The organism is Caballeronia insecticola (assembly GCF_000402035.1).
GTDB lineage: Bacteria > Pseudomonadota > Gammaproteobacteria > Burkholderiales > Burkholderiaceae > Caballeronia > Caballeronia insecticola.
The window spans coordinates 1,703,455-1,720,546 of the sequence record NC_021287.1; the positions used below are offsets into that span (position 1 = coordinate 1,703,455).

Annotated in this window: 13 protein-coding genes and 1 tRNA gene; 4 read left to right on the forward strand and 10 right to left on the reverse strand. The window is 62.1% G+C overall.

Annotation, left to right across the window (positions count from 1 at the left end):
* Nucleotides 1-82: 82 nt before the first annotated feature.
* The gene (locus BRPE64_RS07825; RefSeq protein WP_016345541.1) at nucleotides 83-616 is read right to left on the reverse strand and encodes a GNAT family N-acetyltransferase; all 534 of its coding nucleotides are present in this window, start codon (nucleotides 614-616) and stop codon (nucleotides 83-85) included.
* 375 nt (nucleotides 617-991) lie between these two features.
* Between BRPE64_RS07825 and BRPE64_RS07830 the strand changes: the two genes are divergently transcribed.
* The 3 genes from BRPE64_RS07830 (at nucleotide 992) to BRPE64_RS07845 (ending at nucleotide 5,218) form a co-directional block, all read left to right on the forward strand.
* Nucleotides 992-2,023 (forward strand): DUF1839 family protein, encoded by a 1,032-nt coding sequence (locus tag BRPE64_RS07830; protein WP_016345543.1) that lies wholly within the window; start codon nucleotides 992-994, stop codon nucleotides 2,021-2,023.
* Nucleotides 2,024-3,018: 995 nt separating this feature from the next.
* Nucleotides 3,019-3,765: a Crp/Fnr family transcriptional regulator gene (locus BRPE64_RS07840; RefSeq protein WP_016345545.1), complete on the forward strand. Its 747-nt coding sequence runs from the start codon at nucleotides 3,019-3,021 to the stop codon at nucleotides 3,763-3,765.
* Nucleotides 3,766-3,796: 31 nt separating this feature from the next.
* On the forward strand, nucleotides 3,797-5,218 hold the full coding sequence (locus BRPE64_RS07845; RefSeq protein WP_044042067.1) for an undecaprenyl-phosphate glucose phosphotransferase: 1,422 nt from the start codon (nucleotides 3,797-3,799) through the stop codon (nucleotides 5,216-5,218).
* A 55-nt stretch (nucleotides 5,219-5,273) separates the two neighbouring features.
* Here the strand turns inward: BRPE64_RS07845 and rpiA are convergent, their stop codons facing one another.
* From rpiA to rnr, 9 genes are all read right to left on the reverse strand, one after another.
* The gene (rpiA, locus tag BRPE64_RS07850; protein WP_016345547.1) at nucleotides 5,274-5,966 is read right to left on the reverse strand and encodes a ribose-5-phosphate isomerase RpiA; all 693 of its coding nucleotides are present in this window, start codon (nucleotides 5,964-5,966) and stop codon (nucleotides 5,274-5,276) included.
* A gap of 435 nt (nucleotides 5,967-6,401) precedes the next feature.
* Nucleotides 6,402-6,890 carry a fimbrial protein gene (locus BRPE64_RS07855; protein WP_160167919.1) on the reverse strand — a complete coding sequence of 163 codons (489 nt, stop codon included), beginning with the start codon at nucleotides 6,888-6,890 and terminating at the stop codon, nucleotides 6,402-6,404.
* A 248-nt stretch (nucleotides 6,891-7,138) separates the two neighbouring features.
* A complete protein-coding gene (locus BRPE64_RS07860; RefSeq protein ID WP_016345549.1) occupies nucleotides 7,139-8,047 on the reverse strand; it encodes a fimbrial protein in 909 nt (302 codons plus the stop codon).
* Nucleotides 8,023-8,316: a hypothetical protein gene (locus BRPE64_RS07865; protein WP_144063336.1), complete on the reverse strand. Its 294-nt coding sequence runs from the start codon at nucleotides 8,314-8,316 to the stop codon at nucleotides 8,023-8,025. Before BRPE64_RS07865 ends, BRPE64_RS07860 begins: the two co-directional genes overlap by 25 nt.
* 34 nt (nucleotides 8,317-8,350) lie before the next feature.
* Nucleotides 8,351-11,080, reverse strand: a complete 2,730-nt coding sequence (locus BRPE64_RS07870; protein WP_144063337.1) for a fimbria/pilus outer membrane usher protein — start codon at nucleotides 11,078-11,080, stop codon at nucleotides 8,351-8,353.
* 6 nt (nucleotides 11,081-11,086) lie between these two features.
* Nucleotides 11,087-11,824 carry a fimbria/pilus periplasmic chaperone gene (locus tag BRPE64_RS07875; RefSeq protein WP_016345552.1) on the reverse strand — a complete coding sequence of 246 codons (738 nt, stop codon included), beginning with the start codon at nucleotides 11,822-11,824 and terminating at the stop codon, nucleotides 11,087-11,089.
* Between the two features lie 700 nt (nucleotides 11,825-12,524).
* Nucleotides 12,525-13,370 carry an N-acetylmuramoyl-L-alanine amidase gene (locus BRPE64_RS07880; protein ID WP_044041383.1) on the reverse strand — a complete coding sequence of 282 codons (846 nt, stop codon included), beginning with the start codon at nucleotides 13,368-13,370 and terminating at the stop codon, nucleotides 12,525-12,527.
* A 9-nt stretch (nucleotides 13,371-13,379) separates the two neighbouring features.
* On the reverse strand, nucleotides 13,380-14,123 hold the full coding sequence (gene rlmB, locus BRPE64_RS07885; protein WP_044041384.1) for a 23S rRNA (guanosine(2251)-2'-O)-methyltransferase RlmB: 744 nt from the start codon (nucleotides 14,121-14,123) through the stop codon (nucleotides 13,380-13,382).
* Between the two features lie 122 nt (nucleotides 14,124-14,245).
* Nucleotides 14,246-16,717, reverse strand: coding sequence for a ribonuclease R (rnr, locus tag BRPE64_RS07890; RefSeq protein WP_016345556.1), 2,472 nt, complete (start codon nucleotides 16,715-16,717; stop codon nucleotides 14,246-14,248).
* Between the two features lie 272 nt (nucleotides 16,718-16,989).
* On the opposite strand from rnr, the gene BRPE64_RS07895 reads away from it, so the two are divergent.
* Nucleotides 16,990-17,076: transfer RNA gene (locus tag BRPE64_RS07895), tRNA-Leu, on the forward strand.
* Nucleotides 17,077-17,092 lie beyond the last annotated feature (16 nt).

The following is a 17,092-nucleotide window of genomic DNA, read 5'->3' on the forward strand; positions in this document are numbered from 1 at the left end:
TTAAAGCGTTGCTGCGTGACCTGCTGCATGCGTTATTGCGCGGGCGCCGGCTGCGACGCCCGTCATGCGATTGCGACGAAACTCAGAGCAACTCGTAGGTGTTCGCGTATGCGCCGGGACCGGCGAACTGCACCTTGCTCGGCGCCGCTTCGCGCGGCTGCCGGCTCTTGCGCGTGAGCCCGATGTACGGCATGCCGTGTTCGAGAAACGGACCTTCGGTCTTGCGAAAGCCGAATGCTTCGTAGAAGCCGCGCAAGCTCACCGGCGCGGTCAGGCGCACGCCGCGTCCGGGCCAGCGTTCGGCGGCCACCGCGAGCACGCGCTCGATCAATGCGTGCGCGGTGCCATCGCCACGGCGCAGCGGGCTCGTCAGGATCTTGTCGACGACCACTTCCGGGTCTTCCGCGTCGCCTTCGTGAATGCGGGCATATGCGAGCACTGGCATCGAGCGGCTCATATCCTCGGCCGCGAAGACGTGCGTGCCGGTTTCATCGCGTCCATCCGGGTCGAGATGGACATGCGACTGTTCGACAACGAACACCGCACTGCGCGCGCGCAAAATCAAATAAAGCTCACGCGCAGTGAGTTGTTCGAAATCCAGGATTTTCCAGTTCATTGATTATCTCCATGCTTGACCGGCAAATACCGGCGTTGCGACGATTAGACGTTACGTCTCGGCCCGCCGGAGCACAGTGCGCCATCGCACCGACCCAAACCTTGCGCGCGCTTCCAATAGGGTCAACCACACGCAAGAAGGCGTCCCGGGGAAAAGGACGCCTGCCCGACGCATGAACGTCACGCGCAAGTCCACGTTGCGGGCTGCCGCGTGCGCGCGCACGCGTCGATAGCACTCGCGTATTCCGGCACCTTCATGGGAAAATCAAAATGCATACCGCCATCGAACGCGACAGAGACGCACGACAAAAAATAGAAACCCGCTTCGCTGCGCACGCGGTATCGGACGCCGGCATTCCCGGCCCGAGGTAACGGCATGAGCGCGTTCCATACGAGCGGTGTGACGGGTTCAGGCGCGGGCCGTTCCCGCGTCGTGTCACTCGACCCCTTGCGCATGCGTGCGCGGCGTCATCATGCGCATGCGCTGCATCGTGGCGAGCGTATCTGGCGCGAAGGCGTGGCGCCCGTCGATCTCTGGATCGAAATCCTGCACGGCAGCGGACTCGAACCGCGCGCGGCGCTCGCATTCAGCGTCACGCAGGACTTCGAAGACGATCAGTTCACCCTCGGCAAGCTGCCGTTCGAAGATATCGAAAAGCTCTACGGTCTGCAGGCGCAGGAACTCGCGGTATTCGATTCGCTCGAGGAGCGCGCGCTCGTGCAGACGCGTCGCGGGAATATCGTGCTGGTCGAAGTGGATGCGTTCTTTTTGCCGGACATGCGCGCGGTTTCGTATCGGCGCGAACATGCGAAGACGACGATCGGCATCGACGTGATCGATCCCGACGCGCGGCGGCTCGGCTACTTCCATCACACGGGCTATCACCTGCTCGACGGCGACGATTTCGACGGCATACTGCGCGCCGATGCGGCGCAGGATCAGGTATCGCTCTTTCCGCACGTCGAATTCGTGAAGCACGTAAGAGACGCGCTGACGGGCACGCCGCTCGCCGAAGCATCGGCGGATCTTCTGTGCGCGCATCTATTGCGGCGCCCGATGCACAACCCGATCACGCGCTGGCGTGCAGCCTTTCCCGAGCATGTCGACACGATGCTCGCGCGCGGCGAGCCTTATGCGCGCCTGTATGCGTTCAACGTGATGCGGCAACTCGGCGCGAATTTCGAACTGCTCGCACACTACCTGCAATGGATGCGCGAGCAAGGCTTCGATATTCCGCCCAACACCCATATGAGCGCGCGCAAGATCGCGAGCGAAACGATGGTCATGCAATGCAGGCTTGCGCGTGCGCTATCGCACAACCGGCGCGAGCTATGCGAAGCATCATTCGATGTCATTGAAGACGCGTATGAGCGCGTCGTTCCTCCGCTTGCGAATATCGTCTGTTGATCATTTCATATGCGCAGACGCCGGCGTAAAAAACGCATTTGAGCCCTTGTTTCAAGGCATTTTTCATTCGCTCACATCGCCGGCCTTAAATCAGAAAGGCGTGACCGTCTAATGTCGTTGCGGCATTTTTTGCGCCTCTGTTGTTTCGCGCGATTCATTCGTTCCGCACGACATTGTCCTCGATGAAACATTTCGGCACGCTCGCGGCCTGGCTGCTTTCGCGCGTTGCAAAACACCCGTCCGACGATTCAACCGCAAACGTTTTACGCCGATGGGCCGATCGTCAGGCGCACGACCGGCTGTCTGCAAGCGTCACGTGAGCCTTATTCAGCATGAATGCACCGCAAATCACCGCTTCTGATGCGCACGTGCGAGCGGCCTCGCATACGGACGTTACGCTTCGTGCAAAGCGCGCAACGTTTCTGCCCGACGATACGTTCCCGCGACCATTTGCCTGGATTGCCGTGAGGCCTTGTGCAGCAAGGCTTCGCGCCGAAGCAAGAGGTTCATCGCACGAAGCGCGTTCGTTATCCCACGCAATGCATGGAACACGAATGAATCATTTTTCATTAACCCTACGAAAGAAGGTGTCCTGTCGACGGGATGTCGACCTGCAAGGCCTGTCGCGTGGTGATGCGACAAGACCAAACCTCCATTTGGGGGGATTGCACTGATGAAACTCATTGGGGCCCACACGTATTCCTAAGACCACCAATGTTCAAGACTGAAACAAAAATCATGCGCTGCGGTGCACCACGATTTTCTCATTCGCAATGAGGCCCCGCCAGCATTGCGATTGCCAGCATTGGCACGGTCCTCGCTATTAGATACGCGCAACCCGGCAACGCGAACAACAAAATCAACTCACGCGACGACGGGCAGCTACGGGGCTGATGTGAAGTGTTTTTGAGGCGGTCGCAAGACGCATGAGAAAACGGTCATATCAGTAAATAAAAATGTGAAGCGCAATGCGCGAAGTTACGAGAGAACCAATCATGCTGACCCTCCAGTCCGATCTGCACGGCAATCACCTGCTTGGCGCACTTCCCGCCCACGAATGGCAAGCGCTCACTCCGCATCTCGAACTCGTCCAGTTGCGCACGGAACAACTGCTGTGCGATTCGGGCCAACGCATTCATCACGTCTATTTCCCGACGACCGCGATCATCTCGCTGCTGCACACGATGGAAGACGGCGGCTCGGTCGAGATCGCCGCAGTCGGCCGCGAAGGCATGACGGGCGTGCCCGTCCTCACGGGCGGCGAAACCATGCCGACGCGCGTTCAGGTGCAATGCCCCGGCTTCGCCTATCGCATGAGCGCACAAGCACTGCGCGAGCAATTCGGCCGCTCCGACTTCCTGCGCCGCCTGATGCTGCTGTATATGCAAGCCCTGCTCACGCAAGTCGCGCAGACGGCCGCATGCAATCGCCATCATTCGCTGAACAAGCAACTGTGCCGCTGGCTTCTGATCGAAATCGATCGCACGGCGTCGAACGAATTGCAAGTCACGCAGCAACTGATCGCCGACATGCTGGGCGTGCGCCGTGAAGGCGTGACCGAAGCGGCGGGCAAGCTGCACGACGCGGGCCTGATCCATCACAGCCGCGGCTGCATCAAGGTGGTCGATCGCGAAGGCCTCGAAGCCCGCGCGTGCGAGTGCTATGGGCTGGTCAAGCGTGAGTTCGACCGCCTGCTCCCGCGTCTTCGTGCAACCGAGGCGGTATCGGCCTCCAGCGTCTGACGGTTGCATGATGCAAGCAAAAAATCACGACATGTTTGCGTGGTCGGCGCGCTGTCTCGACGTGCTCTTCATTATCGCGGGTGGTCTGATTGCGCATTCGATGCGCTTCGCCACGCTCGATATCAGCGACATCGAAAGACTGCTGATCGCGTTCAATTCCGTCCTCGCCCTGCTCCTCTTCCCCGCGTTCGGCGTCTACGAGACGTGGCGCGGCAAACCGCTGCCGGTGATGCTGGCGCGCGTTGCTCTTGCGTGGCTGGCGGTGGTGGGGGCGGCCCTCGTCCTCGCCTTCACGCTACATCGCATGGATTCGGTGTCGCGCTTGTGGTTCGCGTATTCGACGGTCATTTCGGGCACGCTCATCATCGCGGTGAAACTGGCCGTGTACTCGGGCCTGCGCGCGATGCGCGGACGCGGCTTCAATCAGCGCACGGTGGCGATCGTCGGCGCACAAGGTTTCGCGCGCACCTTGCTCGCGCATTTGAGCAGCACGCCCGAACAAGGCTTCACGCCCGTCTGTCTGCTCGATACGACCGGCGACGAGGAACTGCACGCGAGCGGCGTCGGCAGCATGCCGGGTCCGACGACCGCCATCGGCACGGGCGGCACGCGCCTGCCGGTGCTGAACGACTTCGATGAACTCGTCGAGAAAGTGCGCGCCGAGGAAATCAACGAAGTCTGGCTCGCGTTGCCGCTTTCACAGGAACACACGATCTACCGCTTCGTGCATGCGCTAAGGCACGACTTCGTGAATCTGCGGCTGATTCCCGATACGCGCAGCATTTCGCTCTTCAATCATTCGATGACGGATGTCGCCGGGCTTGCCACCATCAACCTGACGACGTCGCCTGTCAGCACTTTGCAGATGTGGCCGAAGATGCTGTTCGACCGCCTGTTCGCGGCGACGGCCCTGTTCGCGCTCTCGCCGCTTCTGATCGCGATTGCGATTGCGGTGAAGGCGACCTCGAAGGGCCCGGTGTTCTTCACGCAGAACCGCAAGGGCGCGGACGGACGGCCGTTCCGCATCTACAAGTTCCGTTCGATGGCGGTGCATCAGGAAACGAAGGGACACGTGACGCAGGCGACGCGCAACGATCCGCGCGTGACGAAGATCGGCGCCTTCCTGCGGCGCACGAGCCTCGACGAATTGCCGCAGTTCCTGAACGTGCTGTTCGGGCACATGTCGGTGGTGGGACCGCGCCCGCACGCGCTGGAGCACGACGATCTCTACAAGGATCTCGTCTACGGCTACATGTTCCGCTATCGGATCAAGCCGGGCATTACGGGATGGGCGCAGGTGAACGGCTATCGTGGCGCGACGGAGAAAGTCGAGAAGATGCAGAGTCGCGTGAAGTTCGACCTCTTCTACATCCACAACTGGTCGTTCTGGTTCGACATCAAGATCGTCGCGATGACCATGTTCAAGGGATTCATCGGACGCAACGCGTTCTGAGAAAAGCGCTGTGAGGAGACAGAAATGGCCCGGACGTCATGTCCGGGCCATTTTTTTATGCCGCGTAGTCGATGCGCTCGACGCCGGTGTCCGTGCCGAGCAGGCAGAGATTCGCACCGCGAGCGGCGAACAGCCCAACCGTCACGACGCCCGGCCACGCGTTGATTTGCGCTTCGAGCCCGCGCGGATCATCGATGGAGAGACCTTTCACGTCGATGATCTCGTTGCCGTTGTCGGTGATAAAGGGCGAGCCGTCCTTCGTCACGCGCACGATCGGCACGCCGCCCAGCGCCGCGAGCTTGCGGCCGATCGCGGTGCGCGCCATCGGCACGACTTCGACGGGCAGCGGGAACTTGCCCATCACGGGCACGCGCTTGCTTGCGTCCGCGATGCACACGAACACGTCGGCCACGGACGCGACGATTTTTTCGCGCGTGAGCGCACCGCCGCCGCCCTTGATCATCGCGCCGCTGGCGTCGATTTCGTCGGCGCCGTCCACATACACCGGCAGCGACTCGATATCGTTGAGATCGAATACCTTGAAGCCGTGCGATTCGAGGCGTGCGGTGGTCGCGAGCGAGCTCGACACCGCGCCGCGATAGCGCGCCTTCGACTGGGCCAGCGCGTCGATGAAGCAGTTGGCGGTCGATCCGGTGCCGACGCCGATGATCGCGCCTTCGGGCACGTTCGCATTCACGTAGTCGGCGGCGGCCTGGCCGACCAGTTGCTTGAGTTCGTCTTGAGTCATGGGAGCGGTGCTGCGCGTGAGAGGAAAGCTCGATTTTATCGGAGCGCGCGTGCCGGTCATGCAATCGTGCGCAGAAAACCGAGCGGATCGTGCGGGCGAGCGATCGGCGCGATAGACGCCTGCGCATCAAGGAACTCGAATGGGAAAACGGGGGGTGGCGTCAGATCGAAGGCATCGGTTTCACCCGTGCGAGCAGATCCGGCGCGTATGTGAAGCGACCTTCAGCGCGTAAAGCACGGCGGTCGTTTGCGGCGCGCAAGGCATCCGGGTGGCCGTTGCATGGTCGAGCGGCCGATGAGCGGCTCGAGCTGCCAAGCGTCGGGCGCGGCACGACGATCAGAACGTCGTCGGTGGGCAGCGCGCTAAACCGGCGCGCGGCGCGTCGCCGACCGGATGCGTGGAATCATCCAGTACGGCGACGCGCGGAAGAAACGATCAGTTGTAGACGATCGTGTAGTTGATGTTCGACAGGACCGAACCGGCGGTCGTCGTGCCCTTCGCGTAATACTGCACCGAGTACGCCAGGTTCGCGGCGCCGGTGGCGTCGGTCGTCTGGAGCGTGTCGCCCTGAGCTGCCGCGGTCGACTGGCTCAACGCGATTGCGGTGCCACTGCTATTGAGCAATTGCAGTTCGACGTTGCCCGCCAAGCCGGTGTTCTTCATGTGGTCGCCGGCGAGACCGGCGGAGCCTGCGGCGAAACTTGCACGAATCGGTACGGACGGCGAGCAGCCGGTCAGGCCGATCGTGAACGGCGTCGTACCGCCGATCTGGCCCGCGCTTGCGAGCGTCGACGTCTGAACCGACGGAAGCGCGACGGTGAAATTGTTGTTGGTACCGGTCGTCACGGTGCAGGTGTCGGCGACCAGCGCGCCCTGGAACGTGATGACGCCCGAAGTCGCAGCCGAAGCAAACTGTGAAAACAAGGCGCCTGCGGCGAAAAGGAGACTCGAGAGAACTTTTGCGATTTTCATTTCATTGACCCAGTGAGACGCCGCGCTCCAGCATGGGTGCACGCGGCTTTTCGAAACACGTGGAGTTTGCTTCCACACGAATTTCTACAACTGGGTTCATTATTGGGCGATCCGTTTTTCCGTAACATAGGACGAATCTCGGTCTTTCCCGCAATAACAGCAGAATATTCCTATGAATGTTGTTGCGACGAAGCTGCGGTCTAGTTGTATTTGATTGTGTAGTTCAACTGTGCGTTGGCGGTTCCAGCCGTCACGCTGGCAGAGAGCTGAAGATAGGCGGCCCGAAAAGCGATCTGATAATTCCCGGCCGCACCCGTGTAGCTCGAAAAGACCGTATCAGTGGAAAAGCTCACTGGCACGCCGTTCGAATCGGTAATGCGCACGCCGATTCCGGAGGCCACGTTGCTGCCGGGCTGAAGCTGCATCACGCCGGGGTTGCCCGACACCGCGCCATTCACCGGGCTCAGGTTGTATGTGATGCTGGTCAGCCCGGACGGACAGTCGTTCAGATTGATCGTAAAAGCGGTGTCGCCGACGATCGATCCGGGGCCGGTGAATTGCGAGAGCGCGAGCGAACCCAGGCGCACCGTGAAATTCGGCGTGCCGATCGTGCAACTCACGGTTTGAATCGGCGATGCCTGCACGGTGACCAGGACCGGCACGCTGCCGAATTGCGCCCAACTGCTCGTGCCGCCGTAGTTATAGCCCATCACGAAGGCGCTAAACGTGGTGGCGGCTTTGGCGGGCAAGAGACTGCCGCTGATCGTGCCGATCTTGACGAAGCGCGCGCGCACGGCCACGCCGATCGCCGTCGAGATCTGCGGCAGTCCCGTCCGGTTCCAGACGATGGACGACGTCGGGACCGGCGTGTAGGCAAGCGTGAGCGGCACATCGGTCGTGGGCTCATAGATGAGACCCGTATAGGTCGAGTCGATGCTGCTAGCGGCGCCGCCGTACACGGGATGCCAGTTCAGCACGACGCCTATCCCGGCGAGCCCCGTCTTGAAGACCGCGTATGTCTGGCCGTCGAGATTGACGGTGGACGGACTCGCGAGCGACGAATTGGCGATGAGTTGAGGCTGAATCAGGTCGCTGCCTGCGATACGCACCAGAAGTTTTCCGTGCTCCTGGTATAAGGGCTCCAGTCGCCCAGCCAACCCGGCGTGGCGACGTCAGCGGGCGAATTGATTGCCGCACCGCCCACGACGACGCTCACGTTCGGCTGGATTGCATAGCCGCCGCCGCACTGGTAAGCGCGCGCTTCGCCTGCCGTCAGCCATATCGCCAGCAAGATTGACGACAGTTTCCAGAGCAAGGCGCTAGCGTGCCTTCGCAATATGCTTCGACGCACCGGCATGGAAAGACTGGATTCGCGCATGATCGTGATCTCGGTCCGTGGGACACGCTCCGGTTCATCGGGGCGCGTCCGCTTCGTGAGGCGCCGCATCGGCGGGCTGGCACCTTGCATCGACAATGAACAATCTGCCATTTGCCTGCGGCGGCGTCGCGGGCAAGGCATAGTCCGCCCGGCACGACTCATCGCGTCGGCTGCCCCATTTCGCGAGAACACTGCCGCTCGCGGCCGGCAGCCCGCGCACGAGCACGCGCCCGCCTTGCGCCACCGTGCCGAGCGCGAGCCCCTTCTCGTCGCTGACTTCCGCGCCGAACGGAATCGGACGGCCATCGGGCAGGGCAAGACGCAGCATCGCGGCACGGCCCGCATTCTCGGTCTCGAACTTCAACCGGACAATCGCGCCCGCGGTCGGCGCAGTCTGTAGCGTCGTGGATTTCAGTTCGACGGCGAGCGGCAATCCCTTGGGGTCGATCTCAACCTGGTTGCGGGCGAAAGGCGTCAACCCGCTCACGATCGCATGCCCCCAGGGATCGATCCTCAGCCCGATGCCATTGACCACGCGAGCGCCAGCCGCGTCCGACGCCTCGATGATCGCCTCAGTCACCCCCGGCGAGGGCGTCACCGCGACGCCGCCCGAATAGGCCACGAGACCGCCCGACGCGTTGAATCCAGCTTGCGTGTAACCATTGCCCCGGCTGCCGCTGACGCTCACATTGGCCACGGGCGTGACATAGTTCGCACTCGCGCCGAGGTTGTTGGTCGTCGGTGTGTCGCCGCCCTGGGCGCGACCCGCGTTCACGCTATAGCTGAACTCATTGTTGGCGCCGAGCGTTCCGGTCACCGTGTCCTGCATGCTGAGCGTACCGAACGAATCCTTTTGCACGCTGGCGGTTGTGTAGGGTGCGTGAGCGCCGATTCCCAGCGGAACGCTGATCATGACCATGAATCGATTGTCGAGCCGTCCGCTCGTGATCTCGTATTCGCGCGATGCCGATACGCCGTAACTGAACAGCTTGTACGTGTTGTTGTAGCCGAACTCGAAAAGCGTGTCGTGCCCCGAGCGATTCCAGTACGTCTGCGACGAGCCGCTGAAATAGAAACTGCCATAACCCTGAGGCAGAGGTTGATTGAGCGTGAGTTGCAGCCGGCTGCGTGAGCGCAGACCGGCGAACAGCGGGTTGAGAACGAAATCGTTGGGACTGAGCGCGCCCTGCCGAAACGCCGGATTCGCCAACATCGAATTCAGGTTCTGCGGATTTGTCACGCTCGGATCGCGTAGCGCCATCGCATCCTGCAACGTGTAGTAGCCCTGACTCGAATAGCGATACGCCGACACGGCGATGCTCGTGCCGAACTCCGGCATTACTTTGCTGTAGCTGAGGCGCAGACTCTGACCTTGCTGCGTCGGTCCGGCCGGAAGCTTGGTCATCGCCTCGGTCAGATCGACGCCGATCGCACCCCATGACGTGTTGACGGCCACGCCGCCAAGCGCGGCAAGATAGCCCTCGGCGGCAGTCACGCCGCCGTAACCGGTCAACAGATTGGAGAACCCGTGCTTGATGGTTCCCTGCATGAGCCAGGGCTTGCTCCCGCCGTTGGCATTGCGGTACAGGCCCGCGGCCATGCTGTAGTAAGTCGCGCCCGCTCTCACCGCGTTGACCGCCGCGGCGTAGGGCACCTTCGAGACATGGACGCTGCCGTCAGCCTCGGTGACGATGACATCGAGATCTCCGCCATAACCCGTCGGGTAAAGATCGTTGATGACGAAGGCGCCAGGGGACACGGTGGTTTCGTAGAGAATGTTGCCGTTCTGCTGGACCTGCACCCGCGCGTTGCTGCTTGCAATGCCGCGAATCATGGGCGCATAGCCGCGCTGCGACTCCGGGATCATGCGATCGTCGGTTGCCAGCTGCACGCCGCGAAAGCCCACGCTGTCGAACATGCTGCCGTCGGTGAAGGCATCGCCCATCAGCAACTGGCTCTTGATGGGCTCGATGGCGCGCTGCAGGCTGGTCTGCACATCCTGATAGCTGCTCGCGGCACCCGTACCCGCGCTGGTGCTCTTGCTATAGCTTCCGATGTGCAGCAGTCGCCACGGTCCCACGTTGAAGCCCGCGTTCAGGCCTACATAAACTTGTGTGCTCGAGAATACGCTCGAGTCACTGCGATAGAGGTTGGCGTTGTAGGAAAGGCGCGCTGCGGTCACGCCATCGTCCCACGAGCGAGGATCGACATACCCGCGTGCAGCGCGCAGCATCGCGGCTTGCGGCAGACTCAAGTCGAGCCGCTGCTCGCCGCCATCGAATGTCGCGAGGGAGTCGGGTACCAGTTCGGGCAGCGTGACGCAACGCGCGGCGTCCTGCAGCAAGGCGTCCGCGCCGGCACTCAGGCGCATGAGATCGACGCCGGCCATTTCCAGCAAGGCGCGATCCATGCAAGGTTGAACGTTCTTCGGCTCGCCGGCTATCGCGCGCAGGTTCACGTCAGTGCGGCCTTTCCACACCTGATTCACGTAAATCTCGGCGCGATACCGACCGGCGAGCAGCCGGTTGCCTTCGTTGAAGGCGCTGATATCGAGATTTGCGCCGCCGCGCAGCATCCCCTGGTTGAAGTGAAGCTGTGCGGGCCGTTCGTTCCCCTCGGCGGCAAGCGCGCACCGCTCTGCCATCCAAGCGAGCAACGATGACAGCACGACAATTTCGAGCGCGTGCCGGCAACCCACAACCGGCGCCTCGCGACATTCCCCTAAAAGCGCGCTGATGCCCGACGGCGCGCGCGGGGTCGTCATCCCTGACTACCTGAGCGGGTTAGCGGAGACGGTGACCGGCGCTTCGCCTTCGACCACTCCCCCGTAGTCGTTGATGGTTCGATAGTGCACTTTGGCGTCTGCCGCGGGCGATAAAGCGCCATGGAGTACAAAGTTTTCGGCGCTTTTCGGCGCGACCATGCCGCCCTCGTCGAACGTCGCGTGGCCACCGCTCGACGATACCTCGATGCCCGCGAATGACACATGATAGGCAGTATCGTTTCGCACCTCGAGTATCCAGCCCGCCTCGCCTTTCTTCAGACTCCACGACAGCGCTCCGGGCGAAGATTCCGCTTCACCCGGAAGCCCCTTGGGCCGGAAGAACAGCTTGATGCGCGACAGCACGGACATCTGCAAATAGTTCTGACCCGGACTGCTCGTGCCAGGCTCGGGTGGCACTTCGAGCACGTTGAGCCAGAACACCGATTCTCTGTCCTGTGGCAGCGTCTCGCCCGTATAGAAGATGCGCAGCGTCTGCGCCTTGCCCGGATCGATGCGTGAGATCGGCGGCGCAACGGTGAAGGGAACGTCGATGGCGGTCGGCGTTGCGTGTTCCTCGCCGCGATCCACCCAGACCTGCACTAAACCCGCGGTTGATCCTTTGTTGCTCAGGCGTAGCGTGACTTCGCTGTCCCCTGCGGGATAAATGACACGCGTGCCGGCAATGACGACCGAGGCGCGCGCCTGAATGCAGGGGATCAGCCCCAGCGTCAACACGATGCACATCCATGAGAGAAGCCGGCGTTCCCTGTACATCACTGCTGCCTCCGCGTATGGGATCGAATACGGCAATTCGATCGTGGGATTTTCTTGTCCTCGCCATCGATTATTTATAGACGATATTGAGACTTCGAAATCGACGCGTAGCAGAATTTAAGCGGCCGCCGGTTCACGCAATGTTTATTACGTTGTTCTCAACATTGTCTGGATGCGTTGCAGCGATCGAGTTGATCAAGCTGATGTTCGCTTATCTCGGCGGTGTGCGACTGCGTGGCGGCGTTGTTGGACTTTGGCCAGACTGCGATAGCCTGAGAAGCCGAACCATGGACCCTGCGCAAAACGATTCAAAGCGAAAATCGATCGTGCGTTGTTCACGGAAGGACAACGCTCACGCATCTCGATTCGAAAACATGAAACGAAGATAAGTTTTCAAGCTCGCGTTTATTGCAGATATCGCAGTTATCGCGATATCAACCTTGGCGCGAACGCCACGTGCTTGATCGATGCAATTGAACCGCCCCGTCAATCACGGAGACGATATGGCCTGAGTCACGCGGCCAAGCGTGACTCAAGAAGTGGCCGATAAAGCGACTGAGCCTTCGAGCAACTTCTGCGCGAAGTGCCCTCGCGCGTTCATTACCAGCGCGCAGATCATATGGATCGCGCGTATCGGCAGGAAATACTCGCCCATCGCGAGGGCCCTTTTTCAGTTGGCGAAGTACTTGTCGAGCAAGGCCTGCGCGATGGCGTCGCTTTGCGCGTCCGCGTTGCCCGCGTAATCCGACGGGCGGAAGTGCATCTGGAACGCGCTGAAGACGCGGCGGGTTTTGTCGTCGAACACGCCGTCGGTTGCGACATCGTAGCCGTAGCGTTTGAGCTTTTCCTGCAGCGCGCGCACATCGGATGGCGCTTTCGGGTCGCGGCCGGCGAGATGCGCGGCGACGGTTGCATCATCGGGCCACGCGCCGACGCCGGCATCGTACAGCGCGTGCCACGGAAAGACCGGACCGGGATCGATCTTGCGTTGCGGTGCGATATCGCTATGTCCGACCACGCGCGTCGGCGGAATCTTGTAGCGCGTGACGATATCGCGCGACAGCTTGATGAGCGCGTCGACTTGCGCGGGCGGGTACGGCTGCCAGCGCGTGTGGCCGCTTTCGCCGATGTTTCCGTCGATGGGACCGAGATTCACGTTCTCGATGCCGATCGAGGACGCGTTCAGTTCCGTCGCGCCCTGCCAGGAACTGAGGCCCGCGTGCCAGGCGCGTTTGTCTTCGGGCACCAGCTGATAGACGACCGGCTCGCCCCGTTCGATGCGCGGCGCGTCCGGCACGACATAGTGCACGCTGACCTGATCGCCCGTCAGGACCTCGAGCGAACCGGCTTCGTCGATCTCCGTGTAGTGCATCACGAGGAAACGGATGCGGGAGTCGGCGTTTTTAGCGCGATGGCTCGTGTCGGCGATGTAGGTGCCGCGATCCATTTGAACGGTGGTGCAGGCGGTGAGTGTTAGCGCGGATAGTAAGGCGGATGCGGCTAGTGCGGTCTTCATGAAGCGCCCTTACTTCTTCACCGCCCTCTGCCTCACCGCCTCGAACAGACACACGCCCGACGCCACCGAGACATTGAGGCTCTCGACCGTCCCCGCCATCGGGATATTCATGATCTCGTCGCACGTCTCGCGCGTGAGCCGGCGCATGCCCTCGCCTTCCGCGCCGACGACGATCGCCACCGGGCCGTCGAGCTTCGTCTCGTAGAGACTCGCCGTCGCCTCGCCCGCCGTGCCGATCACCCAGACGCCCGCGTCCTTGAGCTCACGCAGCGCCCGCGCCAGATTCGTCACGGTGATATACGGCACGCTCTCCGCAGCGCCGCTCGCTACTTTTGCCGCGGTCGCGTTCAGGCCCGCCGAACGATCGCGCGGCGCAATGACCGCATGCGCGCCGGCCGCATCGGCGACGCGCAGACACGCGCCCAGATTGTGCGGATCGGTCACGCCATCGAGCACCAGCAGCAAGGGCGTGCCCGAGATGCCGTCGAGCAATTCGGCCAGATTCTGCGCGAGCGGCAGATCGTTCGCACGCGCGACGATGCCCTGATGCTGGATATTTCCCGCCAGCCCCCAGAGCCGCGACTCGTCGGCCGCGATCAGCCGCACGCCCGCTTCCTTCGCGGAACGCAGAAAATCCTGCATGCGCCGATCCTTGCGCGTGGGGTCGTACAGCACCTCCTCGATCGACGATGCATCCGCACGCAACCGCGCGGTCACCGCGTGAAATCCGTAGAGAACTTTGAGACGTGACATGACTGATCCGAACCTTCGTGAAAACTTGAAAAGCACGACGCGGTCCGAAGCACGAAGCATCGGACCGCGCGTAATGTGTGACGGCCGATAAAACGCGCCGCCTGAAACTTCCTCGAACCGCCTTAACGCTTCTTGCGCGCCGGCCGCCCTTGCGACGATGCAGGCTTGGACGCCGCACCGCGCTTCCTGGCCGCTGTCGTGCCGCGCGTGCTCGCCGTAGGCGCCGCGCCCTTCTTCGTGCCGCCGCGGGCGCGCGTGCTGGGTGCGTCGTCGTCGCCGAATGCGCGGATGCGCGGGCCCGCCGCGCCATTGCCGACGCTCGCCGTATCGACCGCGCCGGACGACGGCCGCGGCGACGGCGGCTTGACCGGCGTATCGCGCACGAGACGGAAATCGATCTTGCGCGCATCGAGATCGACGCGGCTCACCTGCACGCGCACGCGATCCGACATGCGATAGCGAATGCCCGTGCGCTCGCCGCGCAGTTCGTTCTTGATCTCGTCGTACTGGAAGTAGTCGGAGCCGAGTTCGGTCACATGCACGAGCCCTTCGATAAACAGCGAATCCAGCTGCACGAAGATGCCGAACGACGTCACGCCGTTCACCATGCCGCCGTATTCCTCGCCGAGCTTGTCGCGCATGAAGTAGCACTTGAGCCACGCTTCGACATCGCGCGAGGCTTCGTCTGCGCGCCGCTCGTTCGACGAACAATGCAGGCCCAGTTCTTCCCAGATCGCGACGCTGTTGCGCGAGCGTCCACGCGCGGTGTCGTCCGCTTTCTGCATTTCGCGCGCGGCCTTCGTGAGACCCGTGCTCAGGAAGATGTCGTGGCCGATGTCCGGCAGATACTTCTTGCCCTGCAAGATTGCGTAGATCGCGCGATGCGTGAGCAAGTCGGGATAGCGCCGGATCGGGCTCGTGAAGTGCGCATACGCCTCATATGCGAGCCCGAAATGGCCGATGTTGTCGGGGCTGTACACGGCTTGCTGCATCGAGCGAAGCACCATGGACTGCAGCATCTGCGCATCGGGCCGGTCGCGGATCTGCGCGATCAGCGCGGCGTAGTCGCTCGCGTGCGGCTTGGCACCGCCGGTGAGCGTCAGGCCGACGCCGCGCAAAAACGTGCGCAGATTCTCGAGCTTTTCTTCCGTCGGCCCGGCGTGCACGCGATACAGACCCGGATGCTTATTGCGCTTCAAAAAGTCTGCCGCGCAGACGTTCGCGGCGAGCATGCATTCCTCGATCAGCCGATGCGCGTCGTTGCGATGACGCGGCACGATCTGCTCGATCTTGCCCTGCGAATTCACGACGATATACGTCTCCGTCGTATCGAAATCGATCGCGCCGCGCTTCTGGCGTGCCGCGTGCAGCGCCTTGTAGACGCCGTAGAGATTCTGCAATTGCGGCAGGATATCGGCGCGGCGCGTGGCTTCCGGGCCCTTCGTGTTGGTCAGCACGGCCGCGACTTCGGTGTACGTGAGCCGCGCCGCCGAGTGCATCACGCCGGGGTAGAACTGATACGCCTTGATCTCGCCACGCGCGGTGATGACCATGTCGCATACGAGCACGCAGCGGTCGACGTCCGGATTCAGCGAACACAGACCGTTCGAGAGCTTCTCCGGCAGCATCGGAATCACGCGGCGCGGAAAGTACACCGAGGTGCTGCGATCGAGCGCATCGACGTCGAGCGGTTCGTTCGGGCGCACGTAATGCGACACGTCCGCAATCGCCACCAGCATGCGGAAGCCCTGGCCGCGACCCACCGCGACCGGCTCGCAATAGACGGCGTCGTCGAAATCGCGCGCATCTTCACCGTCGATGGTGACGAGCGGCACATCGCGCAAATCCACGCGATGACGGAGATCCACCGGACGCACTTCGTCAGGCAGCTTGGCCGCCTGCGCGATCGCGGCGTCGCTGAATTCGTGCGGCACGCCGTATTTGCGCACGGCGATCTCGATCTCCATGCCGGGATCGTCGATATCGCCGATCACTTCGGCCACGCGCCCGAGCGGCTGCGAATGGCGGCTCGGGAAATCCGTCAGATCGACGGACACCACCTGCCCGACCTTCGCCTTCTTCGGATTCTGCGTGATGAGAATGTCGTGACCGATGCGCTTGTCTTCGGGTACGAGCAGCAGCGCGCCGTTCTCGTTGATGAGCCGCCCGATGATGCGTTTGTTGGCGCGGTCCGTCACCTCGACGATATGCCCTTCCGGCCGCCCGCGACGGTCATAGCCGACGATGCGCGCGAGCACGCGGTCGTTATGCATGACCTTCTGCATTTCGCCGTTGGGCAAGAAGAGATCGTCCTGGCCGTCGTCGCGAATCAGGAAGCCGAAGCCGTCGCGATGCCCCTGAACGCGGCCCGCAACAAAATTGGAGGGATGAGTGAGCTGATAGTGGCCGCGCTTGTCGAGGCGGATTTGCCCGTCGCGTTCCATGGCCGCCAGGCGCTTGAAAAATCCTTCACGCTCCTGGCGTTTGATCGACAGCGCCTCGGCGATGTCGTTCGCGGCATGCGGAGTCTCGCTCGTGCGCAGCACGCCGAGAATCTCTTCGCGGCTGGGAATCGGATACGGATATTTGCTCAAGGGCTTGATCGTGTTGTTCTCGTTTGGGCTGATTTCCCGTACGTTGCGGCCATGCGGGCGTGGATCGTTCGGATCATTCTATCACCCGTGAATCAGGCGCCACGGGCGTTCCGGCCCGATTCAGCGCGCCGCGCGCGCGGCTGAACGCAGGAATTTGAAATGCTTGACAGGTGCGTTACGCTCGCTATAATGGCGTTCTTTGCTGCTGAACACACGTTGAACGGCACGCAAGGCTGCATGAAGTGAATCTCACGCATGTGGCCCGCACCCTTGCCCAGGTGGCGGAATTGGTAGACGCACTAGGTTCAGGTCCTAGCGGTGGCAACACCGTGGAGGTTCGAGTCCTCTCTTGGGCACCAGATGTTGGAAAAAGCC